The organism is Mycolicibacterium sp. lyk4-40-TYG-92, assembly GCF_030209435.1.
In the GTDB taxonomy this organism is placed as follows: domain Bacteria; phylum Actinomycetota; class Actinomycetes; order Mycobacteriales; family Mycobacteriaceae; genus Mycobacterium.
Genome location: NZ_JARVRX010000010.1, coordinates 346,631 through 370,641, shown reverse-complemented (window position 1 = coordinate 370,641; position 24,011 = coordinate 346,631). Strand labels below are relative to the sequence as shown.

General features: G+C 63.3%; 22 protein-coding genes. 8 read left to right on the top strand and 14 right to left on the bottom strand.

What is annotated here, in order from left to right:
- Position 1: 1 nt before the first annotated feature.
- On the bottom strand, positions 2-433 hold the full coding sequence (locus tag QRN63_RS16525; protein WP_285031751.1) for a phage tail protein: 432 nt from the start codon (positions 431-433) through the stop codon (positions 2-4).
- 12 nt (positions 434-445) lie between these two features.
- Positions 446-2,050 carry a hypothetical protein gene (locus tag QRN63_RS16520; RefSeq protein ID WP_285031748.1) on the bottom strand — a complete coding sequence of 535 codons (1,605 nt, stop codon included), beginning with the start codon at positions 2,048-2,050 and terminating at the stop codon, positions 446-448.
- Positions 2,051-2,489: 439 nt separating this feature from the next.
- Between QRN63_RS16520 and QRN63_RS16515 the strand changes: the two genes are divergently transcribed.
- Complete coding sequence (locus QRN63_RS16515; RefSeq protein WP_285031746.1) at positions 2,490-2,669, top strand: hypothetical protein; 180 nt, start codon at positions 2,490-2,492, stop codon at positions 2,667-2,669.
- A gap of 338 nt (positions 2,670-3,007) precedes the next feature.
- Here QRN63_RS16515 and QRN63_RS16510 read toward each other — a convergent pair whose 3' ends face one another.
- Genes QRN63_RS16510 through QRN63_RS16495 form a run of 4 tightly spaced genes read right to left on the bottom strand, consistent with a single transcriptional unit; the run spans position 3,008 to position 5,627 of the window.
- Entirely contained in the window at positions 3,008-3,166 is a 159-nt protein-coding gene (locus QRN63_RS16510; RefSeq protein WP_285031745.1) for a DUF6760 family protein, read from the bottom strand.
- The gene (locus QRN63_RS16505; protein ID WP_285031744.1) at positions 3,163-3,606 is read right to left on the bottom strand and encodes a phage tail assembly protein; all 444 of its coding nucleotides are present in this window, start codon (positions 3,604-3,606) and stop codon (positions 3,163-3,165) included. The genes QRN63_RS16510 and QRN63_RS16505 overlap by 4 nt, the downstream gene beginning before the upstream one ends.
- Positions 3,599-4,048 (bottom strand): phage tail protein, encoded by a 450-nt coding sequence (locus QRN63_RS16500; RefSeq protein ID WP_285031743.1) that lies wholly within the window; start codon positions 4,046-4,048, stop codon positions 3,599-3,601. The genes QRN63_RS16505 and QRN63_RS16500 overlap by 8 nt, the downstream gene beginning before the upstream one ends.
- A 31-nt stretch (positions 4,049-4,079) precedes the next feature.
- The gene (locus QRN63_RS16495) at positions 4,080-5,627 is read right to left on the bottom strand and encodes a phage tail sheath family protein (RefSeq protein ID WP_285031742.1); all 1,548 of its coding nucleotides are present in this window, start codon (positions 5,625-5,627) and stop codon (positions 4,080-4,082) included.
- Positions 5,628-5,907: 280 nt separating this feature from the next.
- Between QRN63_RS16495 and QRN63_RS16490 the strand changes: the two genes are divergently transcribed.
- Together QRN63_RS16490 and QRN63_RS16485 are read left to right on the top strand one after the other, a co-directional pair.
- Positions 5,908-6,633, top strand: coding sequence for an eCIS core domain-containing protein (locus QRN63_RS16490; protein ID WP_285031740.1), 726 nt, complete (start codon positions 5,908-5,910; stop codon positions 6,631-6,633).
- 630 nt (positions 6,634-7,263) lie between these two features.
- Positions 7,264-8,691 (top strand): hypothetical protein, encoded by a 1,428-nt coding sequence (locus QRN63_RS16485; RefSeq protein ID WP_285031739.1) that lies wholly within the window; start codon positions 7,264-7,266, stop codon positions 8,689-8,691.
- 13 nt (positions 8,692-8,704) lie between these two features.
- On the opposite strand, the gene QRN63_RS16480 is transcribed toward QRN63_RS16485, so the two are convergent.
- The gene (locus QRN63_RS16480; RefSeq protein WP_285031737.1) at positions 8,705-9,406 is read right to left on the bottom strand and encodes a hypothetical protein; all 702 of its coding nucleotides are present in this window, start codon (positions 9,404-9,406) and stop codon (positions 8,705-8,707) included.
- Positions 9,407-9,501: 95 nt separating this feature from the next.
- Between QRN63_RS16480 and QRN63_RS16475 the strand changes: the two genes are divergently transcribed.
- Positions 9,502-9,891 (top strand): DUF4280 domain-containing protein, encoded by a 390-nt coding sequence (locus QRN63_RS16475; RefSeq protein ID WP_285031736.1) that lies wholly within the window; start codon positions 9,502-9,504, stop codon positions 9,889-9,891.
- A gap of 358 nt (positions 9,892-10,249) precedes the next feature.
- Here the strand turns inward: QRN63_RS16475 and QRN63_RS16470 are convergent, their stop codons facing one another.
- The 4 genes from QRN63_RS16470 to QRN63_RS16455 form a co-directional block, all read right to left on the bottom strand.
- Positions 10,250-14,074 (bottom strand): phage tail protein, encoded by a 3,825-nt coding sequence (locus QRN63_RS16470; protein WP_285031735.1) that lies wholly within the window; start codon positions 14,072-14,074, stop codon positions 10,250-10,252.
- A complete protein-coding gene (locus tag QRN63_RS16465) occupies positions 14,071-16,107 on the bottom strand; it encodes an ATP-binding protein (protein ID WP_285031734.1) in 2,037 nt (678 codons plus the stop codon). The genes QRN63_RS16470 and QRN63_RS16465 overlap by 4 nt, the downstream gene beginning before the upstream one ends.
- Positions 16,104-16,973 (bottom strand): Pvc16 family protein, encoded by an 870-nt coding sequence (locus tag QRN63_RS16460; RefSeq protein WP_285031733.1) that lies wholly within the window; start codon positions 16,971-16,973, stop codon positions 16,104-16,106. The genes QRN63_RS16465 and QRN63_RS16460 overlap by 4 nt, the downstream gene beginning before the upstream one ends.
- Before the next feature lie 87 nt (positions 16,974-17,060).
- Positions 17,061-17,687, bottom strand: a complete 627-nt coding sequence (locus tag QRN63_RS16455; protein ID WP_285031732.1) for a response regulator transcription factor — start codon at positions 17,685-17,687, stop codon at positions 17,061-17,063.
- Positions 17,688-17,911: 224 nt separating this feature from the next.
- On the opposite strand from QRN63_RS16455, the gene QRN63_RS16450 reads away from it, so the two are divergent.
- From QRN63_RS16450 to QRN63_RS16435, 4 genes are all read left to right on the top strand, one after another.
- Positions 17,912-18,397 (top strand): hypothetical protein, encoded by a 486-nt coding sequence (locus QRN63_RS16450; RefSeq protein WP_285031731.1) that lies wholly within the window; start codon positions 17,912-17,914, stop codon positions 18,395-18,397.
- Between the two features lie 18 nt (positions 18,398-18,415).
- Positions 18,416-18,751, top strand: coding sequence for a hypothetical protein (locus QRN63_RS16445; protein ID WP_285031730.1), 336 nt, complete (start codon positions 18,416-18,418; stop codon positions 18,749-18,751).
- Between the two features lie 141 nt (positions 18,752-18,892).
- A complete protein-coding gene (locus QRN63_RS16440; protein ID WP_285031729.1) occupies positions 18,893-19,120 on the top strand; it encodes a hypothetical protein in 228 nt (75 codons plus the stop codon).
- A gap of 320 nt (positions 19,121-19,440) precedes the next feature.
- A complete protein-coding gene (locus QRN63_RS16435; RefSeq protein WP_285031728.1) occupies positions 19,441-19,833 on the top strand; it encodes a VOC family protein in 393 nt (130 codons plus the stop codon).
- A gap of 5 nt (positions 19,834-19,838) precedes the next feature.
- Here the strand turns inward: QRN63_RS16435 and QRN63_RS16430 are convergent, their stop codons facing one another.
- Genes QRN63_RS16430 through QRN63_RS16420 form a run of 3 tightly spaced genes read right to left on the bottom strand, consistent with a single transcriptional unit; the run spans position 19,839 to position 23,605 of the window.
- The gene (locus tag QRN63_RS16430; protein WP_285031727.1) at positions 19,839-20,798 is read right to left on the bottom strand and encodes an NAD-dependent epimerase/dehydratase family protein; all 960 of its coding nucleotides are present in this window, start codon (positions 20,796-20,798) and stop codon (positions 19,839-19,841) included.
- Positions 20,783-22,627 carry a glycosyltransferase gene (locus tag QRN63_RS16425; RefSeq protein ID WP_285031725.1) on the bottom strand — a complete coding sequence of 615 codons (1,845 nt, stop codon included), beginning with the start codon at positions 22,625-22,627 and terminating at the stop codon, positions 20,783-20,785. Before QRN63_RS16425 ends, QRN63_RS16430 begins: the two co-directional genes overlap by 16 nt.
- 57 nt (positions 22,628-22,684) lie before the next feature.
- Positions 22,685-23,605 carry a hypothetical protein gene (locus tag QRN63_RS16420; RefSeq protein ID WP_285031724.1) on the bottom strand — a complete coding sequence of 307 codons (921 nt, stop codon included), beginning with the start codon at positions 23,603-23,605 and terminating at the stop codon, positions 22,685-22,687.
- Between the last annotated feature and the right edge of the window lie 406 nt (positions 23,606-24,011).

Below are 24,011 nucleotides of genomic sequence, written 5' to 3'. Positions count from 1 at the left end.
TCTACGCTCCACCGTCAATAAAGCCATGGTGGGCGATTTCCAAGGTCTCGGTGAATACTTTGGGCGAGTCCAAGTTCAGCGATGGTCCCGTCCACCGTACCGGTACGACGCCGTTCAGAGACCATCTGGCGACCTTTTGCCCGTCCGCGGTCAGCGCCGAGATGACAGCGGTGATCGGCTCCACACTGTGTAGCGCCTTGGTGATCCACTTCGTCAGCTGGGGGCTGTCCGGGCCGACCGGCCGGGTGAGTTTGATGTTGCTGTACTTCATCCGGGTGGGCAGCTGCCAGACCATCATGTTGTTGCCGCCTTCTTCGCGCTGCTCGAGTACCACCTCGAGGCCCAAGCCCTCGCAACTGTTGAACACGCCGATCGAGGTCTTGTCGACCTCAACGACGAACGCCACGCCCACCATCAAATCGTCATCGGCCATCAGTTGCCCTCCTCATCGGTGCAGACCCATCAAGGCACCGGCCCGCTCACGATCCAGCCAGAGCTCGGCCCGGAGCCGAGCTGCCAGCGGTTCGTAGAGTCTGCCGACCAATTCGTCGACCTCCGCCGGCGATGACGCGTGCCCTGACGCCGCAGCGGCAGGCGGCGCACCAGGCGCGGGTGAATCATGCTGGGGTGGTGCGCTCTCAGCCGCGGCCTGTACGACGGGGTCCGGGGCAGACTGCATTTCTCTTTGCGCGACAGGCGAATCGAATGTCACCGTTTGCGACGACGAATGCTCGCTGTCAGCGGATGGGTGCCGGGTTTCTGGTTCCGGCACGGGTTGGGCAAAGTCACCGAACATGCGTTGCAACGACATTGGCCGCGCGCTGTCGGCGAGTACCTCGCGGGGCTGGGCAGGCGGCTCAGGCTGCTCGGTTCGTACCGGAGGAAGCAACACGATGCGCCCCGGTTCCGCACTGCCGACCGCGCGCTGCGTGGTCATTGGTGTACCGGGCGCGGCCACTGCCCTGGACAAGGTCGGCGCCGCGCCGAATTGCACTGGGAAATCGTCTGATTCGCCGGTAACGGCACGCTGGACCGTGGTCCACGCACTGGGCGGCGGCGCCGCATTGCTGATGCGAGCTTCCGGGACACCGCGGCTTTCCGGCATCACACTCCGCTGTGCGATAGGCGCCGCGATGCCTACCGGCGGATGAGGCAGGGTTGGCGCAGTCGGGATCACCGAGTTTCCGGCGAGCTGTGCCGGCTCGCCGGAATCAGCATTACCGCAGTCGATCGATGGCTCGAATACCGTTGGGGCCCAGCGTGCTCCCAAGTCTGCCGGAACTTCCGCCACCACGGGTGATGCGGATACGGACGGCGCAGCGACGGTACTTTCAACGGGATCGACATGGGCCATTGATCGCTGCATCTCGACCGGCGCGCCTGACCCGGTTGGCGAACCGTCACCGGAAACACTTGTCGCAGCCCGAGGGTCGTTCACGGCTGCTGGCACGGCGGCCAACTGGGCACTCGCCACGGCATCGGCTGCACCAACAGAGCGTTGCACCGCGTTCACCACCGGCCCACCAGAAATCGGCTCAAAGGACCGTGGCTCAAAAGACACCGGTTCAAACGATGGAGTGGCGGAGCCGGAAATCTGCGAGGCGATCGGCTCGGCGATCACCGACTGGCGAGCTGGCGCAGATGTCGCTGGGCCTGGATTTTCGGCGAACCGTTGCACCTTCGCGGGCGCCTCCGGCACTTCGACCCGCCCCGCGGCCGTCACCGTCGAGCTCAAGTCACCAAGTTGGCTGCGTTGCAGTTCTTTTGCCACTGGCTGCGACGTCACCGGCACGGCCGTGGAGATCGGCGACGGCGGGTTGTCGGATGATGGCACCGAGAATGTCGGCTGAACCGGATCACCGGCATCCACCCGACTGAACGCTGCATCGGTGTGTGCGGCGCCACTGTCAGACTGACCGGGGTTGATTACGGGCGCGGCGCGCGGTGAGTCGAGCGCCGGCGCATCGTCGACCGCGGTGCGCTGAATGGAACTGGTAATTGGTTGAGCAACAACCGGATCTGACGCCATGGCCTCATGCGATGCCTGCACGTGCGGAGGCTGCGGGCGTGCGGTGCCGGTAGGCACTTGCGCCGCGCCAAGGACGACGTCGGCGACTACATCCAAGGTTGCACGCTCGGGCTGACTGAACTCGACCGCCGACGGCGGCTGGGGCACCTCCGGGGTGGCTGCGGTAGCAGGGCTGACTGGCGAGGCTGGCCTGACAGGCGAAGACGAGGTGACTGGTGCAGGCCCCGTCGCCGTATGTTCGGCGGCCCGTTGAACGGCACTCGGTACCGCGGGTGCACCTGCGCTCGGCTCGACAACCGGCGGCACGGACGGCAGCGCGGAGTGCGTCGGTTCCGCGGATTTCGCCTCACCTGCGTTAACAGAAGCAAAACCACCCGATTCAACGTTCCGCTGCAATGCCGGCGTTCCTGTCGCACCTGCCACTGACGGTGCCGGCCGGCTGGGCTCAACGTGGTCGACAATGGGAACGATCCGCGGTGGTTCCGGCGCGGTGGCCGCGACCAAAGACGTTGACGCAGTGGCGTCGTCGGCGTACGGGACCACGGCGCCATCCGCCATGAACGGCTGGGCGGGTGGAGGTAGGGGCGACGGCTGGGCGCCCAGCGATGCGCGCTGCGCATTCAGCTGCGGCATCCACTGACGTGTCGAATGCGACGCCGGTGACGGCTGCGGTTGCGGCTGCGAGACAGCGGGATCGGGCTGCTGTTCCATTCGCAGTACGGAAACCGGAGAGCCTGCTGTGAGCAATTTCGGCCGGTTCGGTGTAATCAACGCAGGGTCCTGGGCAGTCGCCAGGGATGCGGCGAAATCACGCGGGCTTGCGGTGAGCTCCATCTCGCCGAGCGTTCGTTGCACGGGTGGGACAGCGCGCCAGCCGGGATCCGCAGATGTCGGTGTAGCGGACGATCCCGCGGTCGCGGGGACCTCTTCCCCCACGACCGGACGAGATCGATTCCACGGCCACGTGAACGGCATTGTTCAGCCAGCCTTTCCGCTCGCCAAGGCGAACTCCCTGACAAGACGTAGATAACGCCGACGATCGGTGTGCTCGAGGTCGAGCAGATCGTTCAGCGACCAGTGCAGGTGAAATGCCAGGTACGAGACCTCTTCGTGCAGCCGGTCGGCCCCGTACGTCATGATTCCCCCAGGCGACTCCCGGCGAAGTCGACGGCGAATTCGCTGCCGCAGTTCGGGCATGCCACGCGGGCATGGGTGTGACCGTCGAGATTGATGCGGCGGTAAAGGTCTTGCAGGAAGGCAAGATCCGAGGCGAACAGATTCTCGATGACGCCGGCATGAATATCGTCGAGACCACCCAATTCCGTCACCACCCGGCTGATCAGCACCACTGACAGATAGTCGGCGTTCTCGCGCACCCGGTCGTCGCGCTGCGACACGAGCTCGTCGCGGGCCGTCGCGAGACGCATGACACCTTCGCGGTGCACCGTGCCGGACGTGTCGACGTAGCCACGGGGTAAGACAAACCGGAACGCCGTCTCCAGCCGGGGCGCCGGCGGCGGGGCGGCCTCCTGCGGCTCGGCGAGGGCCGCCGAGCCGCGGGACGGTCCTCTACGCACCGTCGACTTCGATCTTCTCGTACGTCAGCGTCAGCTTCTCGGTCAGCACGCTGGTGTCGCCGGCCTTGAGGCTGCTGACCTCCAGACTCTTCGGCCAGGCGGCAGTGATCTTGTAGCGCTTCACCGAGTTGCCCTCGTAGTCGTACACGATGATCGCCCCGCCCTTGCGGACGTCTTTCATCTTGCCGAGTTGAGAGTCCTTGACCCACTTGTCGAAGCTGTGGTCATCGGTCAGTGGCCGGGTGAGCGTGCACTCGCCGGCCTTCCAGCGGCCGGGCAGCTTCTTGATCTGGTATTTGCCGTCCTTGGTGTTGGATTTGTACTCGATGACGTCCTGCTCCATCTTGAGGCCGCTGACCTCGGTGATGCTCTTGATCTGGATGCCATCGAACTCCAGGCCGAACGAGTGGCCGACTGAGCTGTCATTTTCGGGAAGTGCCATGACTTACCTGCTTTCTCAAGTATTCGGGGGGTTATTCGGCGACCAGGCTGGTGCCGCCGGAGAACTGCGACAAACGGAAGATGACGAATTCCGCCGGCTTCACCGGTGCGACGCCGACGACGCACACCACCTCACCGACGTCGATCCCCTCCGTCGGGTTCGTTTCTTCGTCGCATTTGACGAAGAACGCATCGTCCGGCGTCAAGCCGAACAGCGCACCCTTGCGCCACTCGTTCACCAGGAACGCGCTGATGGTGCGACGCAACTTGGCCCACAGAGCGTGGTCGTTGGGCTCGAAAACCACCCAATCGGTGTTCTGCAGGATCGACTCCTCCAAATAGTTGAATAACCGACGGATGTTGACGTAGCGCCAGGCCGGGTCGGAGGACAGCGTGCGCGCGCCCCATACCCGGATTCCGCGTGCCGGGAAGGCCCGAATGCAGTTGATGCCAACGGGATTCAGCAGGTCGTGTTCTTTGCGGGTGATCTGGGTTTCCAATGCGATTGCGCCACGCACGATTTCGTTCGCCGGGGCCTTGTGCACACCGCGGGTATCGTCATTGCGGCCCCAGATGCCGGCGATGAAACCCGATGGCGGCAGGTATTTGTCGCCGCCCTTGGTACTCACCCACGGCCAGTAGAGCGTGGCGTACTTCGAGTCGTAGCGGGCCTTGTCGACGCGCCACTCTTTGATCTGCTGGGCGTTCAGGCCTGGCGGCGGATCGAGGATGGCCATGCGGTCACCCATGAGTTCGCAGTGTGCGATCATCGCCGTCTGCACCGACTGCACGGTGTCGAGGTCGATGGCGCCACGCTGGTACGCCGTCATCAGGTCCGGCATGCACACCATCGTGATTTCGTCGATGGCTTCGAGCCCCGACACGCCTGTGCGGTCGGCGGCGTCGCCGATGTAGTCGTCGCCAGTCAGCCTTTCAGGCGGGGTCGCGATCGCATCGGCAGGCGGCGCCAGCACTACGTCCGTGCCCGCCTGTAAATCCAAGGCTGAGCGCCCTGAGATCTGTTCGAGTCGGATCACTTGGGAATCGGCGTTGACGACAGTGACGACGTTGGTCTTGCCGCGCGCCGTTGTGACGTCCAAGTGCTCCTCGACGACCTTGCCGTCCTTCGAGACCACAAGTTTGACCGCCTTTGTGGGCTCCTGACCTTCACCGGCGTCCTTCTGGTATTCGACGACCTCGACTTTGATGCTGTCCGCAGGTGCGGCTGGGTCGAGTGCCATCACTCGCAGGTTGGCCAGCATGCCCTGTGCCACTGCCGCTGCGATCGCCTTCGGCGCCGAGCCATTGCTGCTGGCGGTATCGCCGATCCGGACGATGTACGAATTACCGCCGCCGTTCTGGAAGTACGCGAATACCGATTCAGCCAAGCAGGCTCCTTCGATGAACCCGCCGAATGTGGCCGTGAATTGCGTCCAGTTGCTGATCAATGTGGGCTGGTTGAACGGCCCCTTCTCCGCCAGGCCGATGAAGGCCGCCACTGCCGTACCGACGCCCTCGATCGGACGCGAGCCGGAATCGATCTCTTCGACATAGACACCCGGTGACAGATACGTCGGCATGTGGCCTCCTCGGTAGGCACGGTGAGATTCGTGGGCTGACGACGATGCTGCGCCTTTAGGCCGTTGCGCGGCAGGGGCTCTCGGACGGCCGGTTGGGCATCAATGTGTGCCCGTTGGGGCAGGGTCCGGGCATGTCCCGTCGCGGGTATCACCGACCGCCAGTCGCAAGTGCCCGAAGGGGCAACATCTCATGTCCGAACGCGTAGTCGTTCGTATCTTCCGCCGAACGCATCAGAGGTGGATTCTGGATGGAGACCCAATACGGCAAGCGAGGGACTGCATGCATACCCATGATGGCTTCGACCAAGAATCCAGCCTGCGCCCCAAGGCATCCCGAATGGAGGAGACCGAATCGGCGGTCGCGATGAAAGCCGCGATGTCCGGGCGACTCGACGCCGCGGGAGCGCCCGGGATGATGGGGCTTCAACGCGCGATCGGCAATGCGGGCACCGCCGAGCTGATCGAGCAGGAGCGTTCACCGGTTCACGACGTGATCGGCTCCGGCGGCTCCCCCATGGAACCGGCACTCCGGGCCGATATGGAGGGCCGGTTGGGCCATGACTTCGGCGACGTGAGGATTCACACCGACGCGGCAGCACACAACTCCGCCAAATCAGTGAATGCCCAGGCCTACACCGTCGGCTCCGACATCGTCTTCCAGCAGGGCAAGTACGACCCTGGATCACAAGCCGGCCAACACATGCTCGCGCACGAACTGACTCACGTTGTGCAACAACGCAGTGGACCGGTAGACGGGACCGACGCCGGCGGCGGGGTCAAGGTCAGCGATCCCTCCGATCGATTCGAGCGCGAAGCAGTCGCCAACGCCGATCGCGTCATGTCCTCGGCCCCCGCCGCCGCGACGCACGATGTCCAGCGGTCCAATGGGAGCGCGACGCCGATGGTGCAGCGCGAGGAGGGGGAAGAGGAGGAAGACCCCGGCAAGGCCTCCGCACAAACCTACGTCCAGCGGCACGAGGACTGCGCTGATCACGATTCGGTCTAATGACCCCGCCGAGGCACCGAAACCCGCGATATAGTCCGCTGACCACGGTGACGTTTCGACCCTCGCGGACGGGTGATGACCGAGCACGTATGTGATGACTGCGGCACGCCGAACGCAGCGGACGCACGCTTTTGCGTCGGCTGCGATGAGTACCTGGGTTGGGATTCCGCGAACAACAGGCCAGATCCCGACAAGACGAACGTCATGCCGCGAATGGGCGCACGTCGACACTGGGCCCCGGTCGACACCGAAAGCCGCGCGCAGGCGCCCGAAGTCAAGCTCCCCGATGCTGCGGCACTGCTCGATCCGGAGGCCGACGTCGCAGTCCAGATCCGCAACCCGTCAACCATCGTCGACGCCTACACACTGACCGCTGTTCAGGCACCCCCCTGGCTCACATTGAGCCATCCCGAGATCACGCTCATGCCGGGCACCACAGAGCTTGCCACCGCAACGTTGGGAACCACCCCAGGATCGCTGATCCCCGCGCAGACCCTCACCATCGGATTGCGCGTCCGCTCGGAGCGCGATACCACTCGATTCACTGACGTGCCGATGACGGTGACCGTCCCGCAGCACGGCCCCGCAGTCAAGCTGACCGCGCGGCCGACGGCAGTGCGCCTGGTCGATGTGACCACCGGCGGCTTCGAAGTCCTGCTCGACAACACCAGCAGTAATTATCCACACAATGTGGCCCTGGCCGGGACCGATGCAGAAAGCAAAGTCAACTTCACCTTCTCGCCACCGTGGTTGGTGGTCGAACCCGGCCAATCCGCCACGGCCCTGGCCGAATTCAGCGTGCCAGAAATCCGGCCGGGTGAAACGCAGGTTCGCCGACTGACGATCACCGCGACCGAAGATAACGCCGTTGCGGAAGCCACGGTGGTCGTCAATCAGGAGCGCACCGTTGCGCCTCCCCTGCGCTGCCGGATCGAGCCGAGTTCACCACACGTAAGGGACGCCGAATCTGTCGTTGTCACGCTGGTCGTCGACAACCGCGAATCGGCGACCACACGTACGGTGCGGTTCGACGGGCGCGATCCGGCTGGGGCCGTGCGCTTCGCGTTCGCCAACGCCAAACTGTCGGTGCCGGCCAACCGGGCGGTCACCACGTCGGTACGAATCAGCGCAACACCACCACCACGGGGAGAGGAATACACCAGGCCGTTCACGGTGGTGGCGTCCTACGGCGACGGTGAGATCGAGGCACCCGGAACATTCGTCCAGTCGACGTCAGTGACGGCCTATTCGGTGTCACGGCTGGTCGTGACACCGGAAACCCTGAGAACCGCTGAGCCACAGGGGGAATTCCAATACTGCATCGAGAACCGTCATGAAACGCAGTGGCTGCAGGCCGGCATGTCGGGTTCCGATGTCCAGGGTGTGGTGCAGTTCGAGTTTTCTCCGCCGGGTTTCGACGTCCCACCAGGCGGAGCGGCCTGGGGCGTGGTGTCGGTTACCGCGCCGGCACCGGTCAAACGAGGCGAAGAAGCGACGCGCGACCTCGAAATCAGGGCGTCCAGTGGTGACGAATCCCTGACGACCAAAGCAACTTTCATCCATTCCGGATGGAACTGGATTCCCATCGTCCAAGCCGCGATGATCGTCTTCGGCGGGGTACTGGCGATGTGGGGTGCGGCGGAACCCTGGGCGTCGAACGTGCGGTTGTTCAACGGTAGATGGCTGATCGAATCGAGCTGGTGGTCAAACTCCACCAACACCGGGCTGATCGACAAGATCAATCAGTACGGAATCATGTTCCTGTGGCACCAAACGCCTGACCAGTTCGTCGCTTTCTCGCAACCGCCTGAGCGGATATCGATTTTCGTTCTTGCCATCGCATTGGTCGTGACCGCCTTCGCCAGCATCGGAAGATGGAGCATCCTGGTCGCGCTTCTGATAGCGGCATTGGCTGTCGGGTACTGGCTGCTGCTCCTCATTTCCCTGGCCTGGCAGCACGCCTCCGCGGGTTTCCCCAGCTACGGGATCATGCTGGTGCTACTCGGCGCGGCCATAGGGTTCGCGGGTGGAATGTGGGCGCGCGTCACCAACCGCTAGTCATCGCGAAAACTCAATCGTCGCAGTCGAGGTCGATCGGCCGATTGAACGGATCGATGGCGGCCGAGAGTGCCTCGGCATCGGAATGTCGTTGCGCCTCTTCGGTATCGTGAATTTCCTGGAGGTGGTCTTGCAGCGCGGCGGTCCCGCACCCGGTGAAGTCGATGGGATGCGTCGTCGTGCCGTTGTACGTGCGGAATCGCCGAGCATGCTCGTTCTCGTGTGGACGGAGCACGTCGCGCAGGAATGCACGTACCCGGCGCTGCTGGCATTCCGATAGTCCGTCGGGAACGTCCGGCATCTTGATGGTCACGTTGGCGTTGTAGGTGACCTTGAATGTGCCGACCGCATGCAGGCACGGATTGTCTTCGGGACAGTCGGTGCAGTCCTTGGCGCGCTTCATGGACCTGGGCGCCCATTTCGAGATCCCGCCGTCGTATTCGGCCGTGGTGTCGCCGTGCAGCGAGACGCTTGGCCCGCCGTGGTGCACGGTCGGGCTCGATTGCGGCGGCTGGGTCACCAGCTGAGACGCGGCGGCGTTACCGATGGTGCGTTGAAGATCGAGCATCAATCGGGCACGCATGATCGGGGTGGCCTGCCGGAGTGCTGACGCGAGATCTGGTTGCCACGTGAACGTCCACGGCTGCCGGGACCGACGGGGCGACGACGGGTTCGCCACAGTTCTGGCCGGCAACGAGGTCCGTCGCATGCTCATCGTTCTAGTGGACGCCTGCTGCCGTCAAAAGTCCACCGCTCCCATTGGTTTGACGGTATTCCGGGGCCGTCGTTCCGCGCGTAGAGTCGACTGTCATGGCAGGCCAGGTAGTCGTGAATGGCGCGATGCTGCAGTGCACTTTCGGTGCCGCGCCGTCTGCGCTGACGGTGTTGCCGACGCCCAGGGTGATGGCGTCCTCGCAACCGGCCGCGACGATCATGGACTCACAACCGATGGCGAACATCAGTTCCTTCGGCGTGTGCGTGACCCCGTCGAACCCTCAGGTGGCTGCTGCGACCGCCGCAGCGTTAGGTGTATTGACTCCCCAACCCTGCATTCCAGCGACGGGAACACCCTGGACACCCGGCTCCCCCACGGTCTTGATAGGCGGGAAGCCCGCATTGACGAACGTATCGACGTGCATGTGTATGTGGGGTGGCGTGATTTCGGTGACCGCCAATCCGAACATGACGGTGCAGGCGTAGGGCAAGCGACTAAATGCCCTGCGGAACGAGGCTGTTGAGCCCTGTTGTATCCGCAGCGTGACGACAGGAATTTCCTGATCTTTGCCGAACAATTCCATGTTCGAGCGCAACTCGGCAGAAGTCGCGTCAAGTCGACGAACGACAGGTGCAGCCCGGTCGATGGTTCGCCCATTGACATTTCACGTCGCGATACTGGAAGTAAGAACGTGATCTTTTAGCGCCTAGTCGAATTCAGCACTCAATTCTCTGGGGTACGCCGAACGGGCATAGGTCACGGGAATAACGTCCTTGTCTGGTCATTATCTGTCGAATCCGCCGGATAGCACGACGGTATGGACGACGTTTGTGAGTAAGACCTTCAATCTGCAAGGTCGGCGGCGAAGCTCGGCAGCGGAGGGGCATCCCCATCTGGAAGTCGGTAACCGATCGCCCAAACTAGCGCAGTCTCCATTTTCATACGCTCCCGGGCGACGATCTCTCGTTGCACCTTCGGCAGACCGCCCTCAAGTTTTCGAAGCAGCTGAACAGCACGTTTGCATTTGTCGAAGTGTGTAGTGCCCTCAACGATGGCTACGGCAGGTTTGCCGCGACCGCCACGGTACTGCTCTGCAACCACAAGGTAAGCGCTGCTCTTGTCACCAATGGTGGCTCCAGCCCGGTAGTGCTCGTTCAACTCGTCCTGTGCCGCGTCGATTGTCTGAGCTTCCAACCGGGTGAACCGCTGCGATCGGTTGGTGACGAGCGTGATCGCGGAAGTTCCGCCGTCGACGCGCACGGTGGTGTCCCGAGGTTCTGCACTCGGGTCGCGGAAGTAGGTGAAGAGGTCATTTACCCACTTCGTCAGACTGCCTTTTGAACGTCGTCCAGTCGGAGCCACCACCGTACGTGCTTCCGCCATCTCCGCTGGACCGATGTTCCGCGGTGTCTTCTCAGCCGCAAGCCTCTGATTAGCTTGGCTGACCGCGGCAGCGAATTGCTCCTCGTACTTCGGGTCTTGCAGCTGCGCTTCCAGGGTTTCCTCCGCCGTAGGGTTGATCACCCCGCGGACGCCCCAGCGGTCGCCTTTCTCAACGAGTTCCAGCGATGCCAGTCCATACCGCAGCCGAATCGCCGACATCAGCGGTGTGAGAACGGCTCTAGACGTCACCCGCCCTCCGAAGCGATCGCCAGCCGCCTTGGCGGCTCTCATCGCCGCGTCCAGTCGCTTCTGCTTACCTTCAGCACTGTCGTCGCCGCCGTAGACCTTGCCCTTCACCCACTGCTTCCCCGCTTCAACCTTCCCCTTCACCCACGCCTTGCCCGCGGCGACCTTGGCCTTGACCTTGCCGCTGATTCCCTTGATCCCGCGGATGATTGGGCCGGCGAGCTTTAGCCCCGTCTTGATCACGAAGTCGATGGCCTTGGTGACCGGCTTCTGCAGCTTCTCGATGATCTCGCGGACCTTCTGACCGATGCCGCCGATACCGATCACGCTCGCGAGGAAGCCGATCAGGATGGGCACCAACTGGCCGAGCACGTCCTCGATCTTCGCGACGACGCCTCCGATGTTGCCGCGGACGATGTCGGCTGCCGAGTCGATCACCGTGTTGACGAACTTCAGAATCCGCTCGGCGTTGTTGACGAAGAACATGATGATGTCGTAGATCAGCTTGCAGGCCTTGATGAATGCCGCGGCCGGGTTGAGCAGACCGATCAGCCACGTGATGCCCGCCGTGATGATCTTCGTGATCACGAAATCCTTGACCTGCTCGAGGATCATCTCCTTGATGTCGCCGAGCTTATCCATCAGCATCTGCCACAGCGCGCCGACACCGCCGGAGGCGAGGAGCTGGAACACCTCGACACCCTTTTCGATGGCGGCCATGGCCGGCTCGCCGATCTGTTTCACCAAGCGGTTGCGGATGTTTCGCCATGTCAGCCCGAAGATCGACGCCAGCAGCTTGATGATGCCCTGCAGGTCAAACTTGTCGGGCAGCTCGATACCGCCTTCGGCCAGGGCGCCGAACAACCATGTCATCAGGCCCTTGCGCAAGTGCGTGAGGATGTTGTCCTTGAACCTGATGATGCCGCCCTTGATGCCCTCAACGAGGTTGCCGAGGAATCGCACCGGGTGCTTGATGATGTCGCCCACCACGTGCGCAACGCGGGCGAGCGTGTCCATCAGCATCGCGGCCAGCTTGCGAATCGTGTTGATGACGGCCTTGATTGCGCCGATCGCCTTGTCGACCAGGCCCTTGTTCTCGGCCTGCAGCTCTTCGATCCGCTCGTCGAGACCCTTGCGGGCTTCGACGTACTTGGTCGCCAGGGTGTCGACGACGGCGTCCTGCTTGGACTTGACGTCCTCCTCGAGCTGTTCGAATTTGTCGGCGATCTCCTTCGACGCCTCCGCGCCGACCTTCTGTAGGCCGGCCGGCAGACTCTTTACATACGACGCGATCTCCGTCTTCCCTGCGGCAATCCGCTTCTTGGCCGCGGTGAGGTCGCCACCGACGATGTCCGCGACCCGCGAGATGACGGTGTCCATCTGCTTGAGGTACAGCTCGCGGCCGGCCTCGTAGAACTCGTTGACCTTCGACGGCATACCGAGCAATTTGTCCTTGGCCCAACGGAGTCCGCCGAGCCAGCCGCCGTAACGGTCCTTCTTGTAGGCGGACATCTTCGCCGAGACGTAGGTCTCGAACGTCTTCCGCGCGGCGGCCTCGCCCTGGTCGAACTCCTTCTCCACCTTCGGGTCGATGCCGTCGAGGATCTTCTTCACGTCCGCTTCGGTGGCGGCAAAGATCGACTGGATCTTGGCGGTGACCTCGGCGCGCTTCTGTTCGTCCTTGGACTTCGTCTTGCCCTTGTCCGCAACGAGTTGGGCCAGTGCCGTCGCTTTGGCACCCTGCATCCCCGTGACGCCCGCCTTGGTCTCTGCGGCAGCTTCGACGTGGGCTTGTGAAATGGTGTCCTGCTCTTGCTTGCGGTACTCAGCCGGCGCCGTATCAGCATGGGCGGCAGCTTCTTTCTTGTCCGCCAGTGCCTGGTTGAACTCGGGCTCGTTGGAATCGGCGAGCTGCTTCTCATCGACGTTGGCGTCGGCCATCTCCTGATTGGCTTGCTGCTTTCCGGCTTCGAGGTTCAGCTGCTCCGGCGGCGCCGGCTTGGGCACCGCACCACCGGCGGGAATCGACGGGGCGGAGCCTTGCTGCTCGGGCCCCATTGGGGTCACGGGCTTGGCGACGGCCTTGGACGTGTCCGGTGCGGCCTCGCTGGCGGCCTTGATGTCATGGGTTTCGCCGTCCTTGTCCTGGTTCACCAGTCCCTTGACCGCGCCCTTGACTTCACCCGCCTTACCCGATTTGGCGTAGTTGTCTGCTTCTTTGAGCGTCTTCGGCGACTTCGCTTCGATGGCGGCCTTGACTGCGGCGATGAATGCCTTCTTGTCGAACGAGCCGGCCTGCTGCGCGTCCATCGTGTCGACTTTGGCGGCCTTCGCCTGTCCGGCAACATCATCGGTCGGTGCGAGGGCCGCATCCTGCGCTTCCTTGGCCTTGGAGGCCGCCGGTGGATGCGCACGCTTGTCCTTCGCGAAGGTTCCGACATGGTGGGTGACAGCGGTGAATGCCGGGTCCTCATGTGGTGCAACATGTTGCGGTGCCACGGGTGGCTGCAGCAGCTGATCGGCCGACAGCGGCGGGGCCGCCACCGTCGACGCCGCGGGCGCGGGCGCCGGCTGTGGCGGCGCGCCCCCACCGGTTCCTCCGACGTGCTTTGCCGGCTTCGCCGCGGTGGTACCAAGCCGGCTTTTCGCCGGTACCGGTTTGGGCGGTGGCACCGGCTTCTTGGGTGCGACAGCATTGGGCCCAAAGCCGGTCATGTTCACCGCCAGCGCCGACGCGGGCGGTTTCGGCCCCTCCAGTTCGACGGGTACGCCGACGGATTTGGCTGCTTTCAAACCTTTTTCGACGACGTCGACGGCGGGCTCGTCGTGCCGCATCTCATGCAGCGCCGCCTCGATCTCCTTCTTGTCGGGCGCCCGGAACTTTCCCATCAGCAGCGCGTTCACCGCGGCATTCCCCGCGGCTCTCTGCAGGCCGATCAGCGCGGCCGGGGTTTCCGACTGCCGGGAGTTCTCGGTCCGCCGACGAGCCTCCGCCAACGCATCGTTGACAGGTCGAGTCGAGCGCGCAGGTTCGGTCATGATCCGGTTGTCGGCAACAGCCGGCCCTGTTTGCGGTACTCGCGGTGTATTGCGGCGGTCAGATGCTCGACATCGATGTCGCGGCCGGATCCCGCCGCCATGTAGGCGGCGGTGATCGCCGCCGACCGAATATTGCCTCCGGCCAACGGGAATGCATCAGCGAAGACGTTGAGCCGAAGGTCGGTCCCCGCCGGGACCGGCCCCTCCAGGCACCGCTTCCACAGCGCCAGCCGCGCCTGTTCGTCGGGCATCGGAAAGTCGACAACCATGTCCAGCCGCCGGGTGAACGCGTCGTCAAGATTGGCCCGCAGGTTGGTGGCCAGAATGGCTACGCCGTCGAACGACTCCATCCGTTGCAGCAGATAGGCGCTCTCGATGTTGGCGTACCGATCGTGCGCATCGCGAACCTCACTGCGCTTGCCGAAGATCGCGTCGGCCTCGTCGAACAGCAGCACCGCCGACACGTTGGATGCTTCGGTGAAGATTCGCTCCAGGTTCTTCTCCGTCTCGCCGATATATTTGTCGACGACCGTCGCGAGGTCCACCGCATACAGATCGAGCCCGAGGTCGCCGGCGATCACTTCGGCCGCCATCGTCTTACCGGTGCCGGAGTCCCCTGCGAAAAGTGCTGTGACACCGCTGCCTCGGCCCCCGCCGGGGCGCATCCGCCAGTCCCGCAGCACCCGTTCCCGATACCGTGCTCGAACCGTCAACTCCTGCAACTGCTCGAGCGTGTTGTCAGGCAGAACCAGGTCGTCCCACGAGACGCCGGGTGCCACGCGACGAGAGAGCCGCTCGAGCCCCGCCGCATTCTGTAGTCGTGCACCGCGGCGCAATTCAGCATTGGTCGGTGTGCCACCATCGAGTCGCGCCGCCGCATGCGCCGAATCGATCGCCGCGGCAACCTCTTTCGGCCCGAAGGCAAACTGGGACGCCAGATCGTCGACATCGACGGTATCGGCGAGCGCTCCGAGCTGTCGCTTCCACAATTCCGTGCGCTCTGACGTGGTCAGCCGGGCCGTTTCCACGACCAACGGGACATCGTCGGACCATGCGGGGTCCCATGCCGACGTACCGACGAGCACTACCGGCACCGGTAGCCGAGCCAGGAGCGGCATGACTCGCGCAGCGTGCTCCGACAGTGGCTCGACCGGCGAGATCACCAATCCCGCACCGCCAAGAACTGCCTCGCGCCCCAGCACGGCGACGGCTATCGCGGGATCACCAGCCGCTACCAGACGACGTGCGTCGCACAGCAGGACCGGTCGGTCGGCCTTGTACAGACCGTCGGCCGCAATCGCGGCTCCGGAACAGCCTCCGGTCTCTCGCAGGTAATAGAACCGTTGCCCCGCCAGCAGAGCCTTCGCGAGCGCAGTCGATTGATCGGTGACGTTGCGGTGCGGTTCGGTGAGCAGCCCGGTCAATGCGGAATCGGGCTCGTCGTCGCCCAGCAGGTGCGCGCTGACTCGATCCGGGACACGAAGGCCGCGGGTGAGGAACGGCCGCTCTTGTTCCTCGATGAGCACCAGCGCGAGGTCGACGAGTGGCGCCCCGGGCGACAATCGCGCCCGCGCCGCTGCATCCAGCGGCGAGAGGTCGGCCAACTCCAGTGCCAATCCGACCGTCGCACGCCGCCGCGTCACATCGTCATTGAGGTAGCCGTAGAAGCGCTCGAACCGAGAATCCAAGTCGGGAAGCAGCGCGATGACCAACAGCTCGACGTCGTCAGCTGTCAAACCTGCAGTGCGTGCCAAAGCCCGCAGTCGCAGGACGGCGCCCGCCGCTTCAGCGCTATCGGCGTTGCTCTCCAAGAGGTCTCGACGGGCCGAGTCGAACCGCGGGGGTCGCTGCCGCTCCCCCAACAAGGCATCGACGGTGGCGTCGCTGATGTAGAGACCACGAAACTGGTCGTCTGGCGTGGGATCCACACTTCGCCGGTGGGCGACGAGAGTCCTGACCCGTTCTTCCACGACCGTCGCCCAGCCGAGCAGGTATGCCCGGCTGTCCATGGCAACGGCCGCCGATCCCGTCACTTTGTCGGCCCTCCGGAATTCGGCCGCCGCTTGCGCATCCGGATTGACATGTCTGAAGCCGCCGACCCACTCGCCGTCGACGCTGACGACGTGTCTCCTGCCGCCGCGGCTCCGGCAACTCCTTCGGAACCCGCTTGTCCTTGCCCTTGCCCGGCTTGTCGCTTCCCCGCGTATTCTCTCCGCGCCGAATCTGTCTGTGCCGGATCGGCGTCGGTCGCTCCCACCTCGTCGGACACGCCCAAGGCGGTCTCTGTCAGGCCGCGCTGCCGCGTCTCCGGCGGCGCACTGTCGGCAAGGCCCTGCAGGGTCAGCGTGGGCGGGAACTTGACCGGCGCGGCGGCCAAGAAGTGTCGACCCGTATCGATCGGAGTGGTCACCACCACATCCAGTGAGGGCTTCAATTCACCGCCGAGTGCGGTCCACACGTCGGCGAACGAGCGGTCCTCCGGAGGTGGCAGCGCTACGCTCACGGGCACCGGCAGGCCCATCCCACGCAGAGATTCACTCAGTACATGCTGAGGCAGCGCCTCGTATCGCAGGAAACAACGCAACAGCGATGCCAGCAGCCGATGCTCATCCTCGGGACGCTGGGTCCACGCCGCGACGAGATACGACAATTTGAAATATCGTGGGGGCAAGTGTCTTGAGACGACGATGTTCTCGCGGTACTCATTGATCATGCCCCGTTCGCGCCGGCGGAGATCCTCGCGAATGTCGTACAGATAGACATCGATGGTGGGTCCGCTGCGCCGCGCAGCCCAATCCTTGGTCGGTGCGTCGAACACCACTTCGACATCAGCATGGTTGACCGCTTCACTGCTGATCAACTTCTTCAGCGCCTCGTCGACGTCAGAAATCACAGTCATCACCGTCGCGCGACGGGAGCTTCCGCGGAACGGGCACTGGTTCCGCCATCAGGGCAGGAATTGTTGCCCGAAAGGGCAATTCAGCACTTAGATCAGTCCAGCACGGACTGCGTATGCCACCGCATGCGAACGGTTGCGGAGCTGCAGTCGCGTCGTGACGTCGTGCAAGACGTTCTTCACCGTTCGTTGGCTGTAGCACAGCTGCTGGGCGATCTCGTTGGTGTCGTGGCCATCCGCGATGAGGCGCAGTACCGCGGTTTCCCGGTCCGTGAGCCCAGAGAACGTCAGCCCCTGCGGCGACAACAGCTGCCGCTGCAGCCGGCCTACCTGGCCCAACAGCGTCCCGAGCAGGTCAGAGGGCAGCACCCCGTCGCCATTGGCCACCTGCTGGATGGTCCGCACAAGTACGTCGGGGGTCGCGTCCGACCGCCGCAGCAAGCCACTTACGCCCACCTCAGCCGCACTTACGACCGTGTTGTCATCGATGGCACTGGTAACCAGAACGGTGTGCTCGATGTCGGCCCTCTGCAAGGCTTGTAGGACGCGCAGCGTCTCAGCGTCGAGCGAGTCCGCGACCGCGACCGCGACGTCTGCCCGGCTCAGCTCAGCGGCCGCCACGATATCGATTTCCGGCCTCTGCCGAAGCTGACTGACCACACCGGCCTGCAGGATCGGATCATCGGCGTATACGTATGTACAAACTCGCTGCTGCATCGATCAACCTTCGATTTGAGCGGTCGGACGTCGAAAACAACTATCCGCAGCGGGCTCAACGTGCACTCAACGCCCGGCCGAATCTGCTCAACAAACGGTCAACGCGCAGGTCGCGAGGGCGCACCCGGGGTGCTGTCGTTGAGCCTGATGGAGGGACTTACGCATCAGGCGCTCGCCGAACCGTCAGTTGGGCAATCACCCGATTGCCGAAATACCAAAGCCCAATGGTCAATAAGACCAAGATGATGATCACCGCGGAAAATCCATTGCCAACGGTGCTCATCAACACGACCGGCAAATTGCGCACCTGCGACTGCGCTGACGGCCGAATCCTTTCCGGCTCCCTGATCGGCGACTCAATGACCGGCACAGTCACAACTATCGGTTCAGTCTGCGGAACCGAAACCGGCTGCGGCGACCATCCCCCGGTGGCTGATATGGCGGAAGGCGTTGGTAGCACCACAGGAGGTATGTGCGGACACGAGCAAGGCGGTGCCTGTACCCACGGCGACCGACTCACCTGTCCTATTGCACCGCCGACGGCGGACACCCCGCCTAACCAATCTCCGGGCCCACTCTGGGGAAGATCGGTGCCCAAGCGCAATTTGACCCTGATTACCCCAGTAGTGCTGCTACTGCTCGTACCCGAGCCAGACGAGCTGTTCGTGGTAGAGCTAGAGCCGGACGCGGTTGTTCCGGACGAACTTTGACCGCTGGATACAGACGTCGTGGAACCGGACGTCGTCGAACTTGACGTCGTCGAACCGGTCGTCGCCGAACTAGATGACGAGGAACCACCAGTAGTCGAACCGGTCGTCGCCGACACCGTGGTCGTCGTGTTCTGTGACAGCGAGATGCCGGACGAACCGGACGTCGTGGAACTAGACGTCGTGGAACTAGCCGTCGTGGAACTAGACGAAGAGGAATTCGACGTAGTCGAACCAGACGACGACCCGGTAGTCGTCGTGTCCTGGGACCCCGAACTACCCGACGAACCAGACGTCGTGGAACTCGACGTCGACGAATCCGACGTCGAGGAATCCGACGTTGAACTCGCGGTCTGACAGGTGATGAAGTTGCAGACCAACGTAGTTCCGGAACCCCAAGACGGCGACCCGGGACCACCGGCGGTGGTGCCGGCACCGCTCGATCCAGGGGGGCTTACCGGAGGGCCTGTGGTGGTGTGGAGTGGCGGAGGATTGTGTGTGGTGCACGAACAGGCGTTTGCCTGCGGCGAAAGCACGACGATACCGGCTGTGGAGCAAAGGATTACAGGAAAGTACAGCAGGACCGCGATAGGTCTGCGTCCGCGCATGAACCTCGCGCCGGCCTTTCCGGGCGGCGCGTTCTGCGTTCCAGACACCGTCGGCAATACCGCGTTGGTGGTCGTGCGCACAGTCGCATCCTTCCGTGCGGAGCATCAGCCACTGTGAGACCGAGTAATCCCAGGGCGTAATTATCAATTGTCAGGCAGTCCGAGCACATGGGGATAAATTGCCCATATTTGCCGCAAAGCCAGGGGCCACCCTCGCTGATTATCCTGTAGCCCAACGAAATTGACGCCATTGACGGAATTCTTGGGAGCGTCCGGCAATATCGAAACCAAAGCCCGCCGAGGGACAAAGAAGTCCTGATAATCATCATCGCAGATGATTTTTATCCATTTGCGCTCGAACCTCAGGGCACACTCTGCACTTTGACGCTTGGAACAGTCGGCTGGACCGGCCCCGCACCAGCCGCTATTTTGACTGGGATGAGGTTCGAGTCGGTAGGAATCACTGTCGACTGCGGCGCTGATGCCGTCGACGCACTTGCGGAATTCTGGTCCGCCACTATGGGCTACACCAAGATCCTCCCGTGGGTGCTCGTCGACCCGACGGGCGTCCACCCGCGGATACTGTTCCATGCCGTGCCGGAACCGAAAACGGTGAAGAACCGGTGGCATCTCGATCTGTATGTCGACCACCTCGACAATCTGAACGCCGAGATAGCACGACTCACGTCGCTCGGTGCCACGCAGGTGCGCTACTACGACGACATCTCGCACGGGTTCACCAACACCTTTGCCGTCATGACCGACCCGGCCGGCAACGAGTTCTGTGTCTGCGCGCCGCACATACCAGTCGGGTCAACGAGCAACGGCTGACGTCACTACGACGAATTTGCGAGTAGGCAATCGGCACAATCGATTACGGTCTCGCGTACCGGCCTCGGCTCCCAGCCGAGTGAGCGGGCCTTGGCATTCGAATAGGTGTAGTTGCGCTCGAGAAACGGAGAGATCGCTCGCATTTCGGGGTTCACCTTCGCGAGAGCCTTGATGACGGAATTGGGGATCGTGCGGGTCGGAACGTTCTTGGCCCGATCACCCAGCTGGGCACGCAGGTACGCGGCGATCTCGGGAATCGACATCGGCCCGGATACCGCGAGGTACCGCTGACCTATTGCCCGCGGGTCCGTCAGCGCGCGAATATGCAGATCCGCGACATCACGCACATCCACGATGTTGAGCCCTATATTCGGCACGCCCCGCATCCCGGTGAGCATCCGGCCGATGATGTCGACGGATGCGGCGTTCCGCATCGACAGCAGCGGTCCGAACACAACACCGGGCAAAACGGTGGTCACCGCGAGTCCGCGTCTGCGGGCAACGTCCCACGCGGCACGCTCACCGAGGACTTTCGAGACCCGATAAGCGTCACTCGCGGCTGCCTGTGGACCCGACCACAACGTTTCGTCGAATACACCGCTCTCACCACTGTCCGGCGTCGCCGCCGCACTGCTCGACGTCACGACTACACGCGAAATACCGGCGGCTGCAGCAGCTTCCAAAACTCGCGTGGTTCCGTCGCGCGCCGGTGTCAGCATGTCGTCGCCCGTCAACGGTGAGGCGATATGTAGGAGACGATCAATGCCGGCCATCGCAGAAGCCCAGCCCTCGTCGGCCGTCAAGTCCGCCACGGCACACGTCACTCGGTCGGCGAAAAGTGTCCGCAGGTGCTCCGCCCCATCGATGCTCCGGACGGTTGCGCATACTTCGTATCCCTGAGCGAGGAGTGCAGTAATACACCACCCCGCGATGAAACCGGTGCCCCCGGTTACGAGTACACGCATTGATGCCCTTCCGATTTGCGAACCGATGGTTGGTGGACGGCGCTGATACACAGCACCTCATCGAGTGTTGCGGTACGGAAGCCCGGAGCTGAAGAGCGATCGTGGGGCCCGCTCACGCGGCCAGTGTCCGTCTGATCGAATCGGGAAAGGTCGAACATCGACGGTCCGCTCGACGAGGTGTCGGTCAGCACGTACCGCCCCGCGTCGCCGCCACGCTGCACGACAGCATCTGGCGCAGTCCTGCCGGTCAGTTCATCGGCATCCTCGAAATTGATCCCGACCTGGACCACGCCTGGTTCTGCCTCCAGCACCGCCGTGAGTCGGGTGATGAGACGTTCAGGCGCGAAGAACCGCCAGCCTTCGCCGAGGTGTAGCCAGTACCGACCGTTGACCCGACGCCGAATCTCTGAAAGTTGATCAACCCCAACAACTTTGCCCGGCTTGAAGTCGAGGAACGGATAGCGTTCGGCGAGCACCTGACGGTCCCGATCAGACAGACCGACATCGATGACCAGAAACCGGCCGACCACCTCCACATCTTGACAGCACCACACCAGCGAATTGAGAGTCAGTTCGGCGACCTCGCGATCCGGGCCGGCTACCAGGCTGACCGTGACGTCGCTATCACACGGATTCGCCGCCAACCAGTGCACGCGTTCGCTGGGATACGCGGTGACTGCCGTCAGCAAGGCCGGCACCTCGACGTCGCGATTGGCCGCTATCCGAGCACGCTCATCACCGGGGATCGTCTGCCCTGCGACCACGTTCGCGCATTGCTGGGCGATCTCCAGTTCTCCGCTGCCCAGCAACTGCCGGCACAATGTGAACGCCTCAAGGTGCTTTCCGAGCATCGACGCGCATACCGCCTGCTCGTCGATTGCTCGCCATGTGTAGACCTCATGGCCGACAAAGAGCGATTCACCCTCCGGAAATGGTATCCGGGCGGCGCGTTCGGCGAACAAATGCCCGGGGTGATACCGCTCCTGCAGACGGTACTGCCGGGCAATCGCGTGGAGAGGCTCAGCGCGGGTCGGCCGGAACTCCCACGCCCGCAGATACGCGTCCTGCACTGCCGGCCAGGGCATACCCAGCTCAGACATCGCCTCCGCAACCCGGAAAAGGGAGTAGTAGACCTCCTCGTCCCAACCCCCCATCTCGACACGTTTGGCATACCAAGAGAGTGCGTTGGCGTGGTCCCCTAGATCGAAATAGCTTTGCGCCAAATAGAAAACGGACCTGTCGTCACCGGGATTACGTTCGACCGCCGCCAGCAGCAGATCTCGGTCGCGCGCATATTTCAGCGGATCAAGGCTGCGGGCACCGAGACGCCGAGACGCGACGTAATAATCACCTTGGATGCGCTCCTCAACGAGCCCGTCAGAGCAGGCGGCGTATTCGTGGACCACTCCCTCGAAGCGGCAGCAAACCCCGTCACGGAATAGCTGGCGACGCCAGTAGCTCTGGCCATCGCGGATGCGCAGCCAATAGACATCGGCGGTCAGGCCGCGAAAGTCGGGAGCACCGACCAACAGGTCATCGGCGTCGATGGTGAGGATGTAGTCGCCGTGCCCGCGTGCGAGATTCAGCGCCTCTGTTCGGTTGTGTGCGGAACTGAGCCAAACCCGTTCGTGCAACTCGCCGGGGATACCGAGTTCCGCCATGTGGCTGCGGATGACATCCTGCGTACCGTCGGCGGAGCCGGTGTCGACCACGACCCAAGACGTGATGTACGGGGCAACGGAGTCGATGACTTCGCGAACGATATGCGCCTCGTTGCGAACGATCATGTTGAGGCATATCGCCGGCATCATTGCCGCGCCGTCAGACATGTTGCGGAGCAATGTATTTCGAGGTACGGCACATCGACTGCGAGAGGCACCGCCTCGTCAGGCGGATGGCTCGCCGTGATGGGCCGCAGCGACGGGCACCGTCTGGTGGTTCACGACGTCGACGCCGGTCAACAGCGCAACGGTGGTCACTGCTCCGGTTTCTCCCTCGGCTCCCGTTGCCTCCGCTACCTCCGAACGCTCTCCATCGTCTGCGTCCTGCTGTTCGGCCGCATCGTCGTCGTCCTCCAGAGAGGGACGCACAGTCAGATAGCCTGCGGCGAAGAACGCTACCGCCACACCGGCCGAAACGATCAGCCACACCGATGTTCGTGGAACCCAGATGCGCAACACCGTCGCCGTGAACAGCAAGACCAAGCCGACCCCGACGCCGGGGGTCAGCAGCCGCAAGCCGCGCAACACACGATTGCCCGAGAGACGATTTCGCTTGAGCGCCAACGCCGCATCGATCGATGCCAGCACCGTCAACACCAGCAACGCAAGGCCGAAAAGGCCGTATACGCTGACGAGCGACCCCTGGACATCGCTCACCATGGGCAACGATGCCACCCGGTGGCCGTTGTCATCGGTGACCGCGACGTCACCGCGCATCAACCCGGTGGCCTGGCCGGCCAATCCGATCAACCGGAATCGGTATTGCACGGTCTGGGTGGCACCGGGTGCCACCGTGAGGTCAAACGGCGCCATGTAATTGAAGAACACCAGTTCCAACACCCGGCCCGTCAAGTCCAGGCGCGCGAGATGTACCGGATGATCACTGTTGTTCACCACGCGCAATTCGACGTCGACCCATTGATCGGGCACCAACCGCAGCGGCTCTCCCATGGTGCTGGTGGAAACGTCGCGACCGTCGACCTTCGCCGAGACCGCGGCAACACCGTCGGATTCCGCCATCGCCGGCCCCACGCCGAAACACACCACAAACAGCATCCCCACAAGGATTGACAACGACTTACGCATTTCGTGGTTCCCTCGTAGTCAATTGGGTGATCACCCGATTGGTGAAATACCACAACCCAATAATCAGCAAAACGAGAATGATGATCACCGCGGAAAAACCCTTCCCTACGGTGGCCATCAAGACGACGGGCAAGCTGCGCACCTGCGGTTCCATGGGCGGCGGAGGAATCTTTACGGGCTCCGGAATCGGCGCCTGTGGAGGCGGCGGCGCCGCAACCACAGGCTCCGGCTGGGGTGGCGGCTTCCATACCGGCGGCGATATCGGCCCCGGCGACGGCACCACCACCGGGGCCGGCGGTGGTGGACAGCACGGGGGCGACTCAAACCAGGGACCTGACGTGGGCAAGCCGCCCAGAACTCCTCCGACGGCCGGCATACCGCTCATCCAACCAACGGGGCCGCTTTC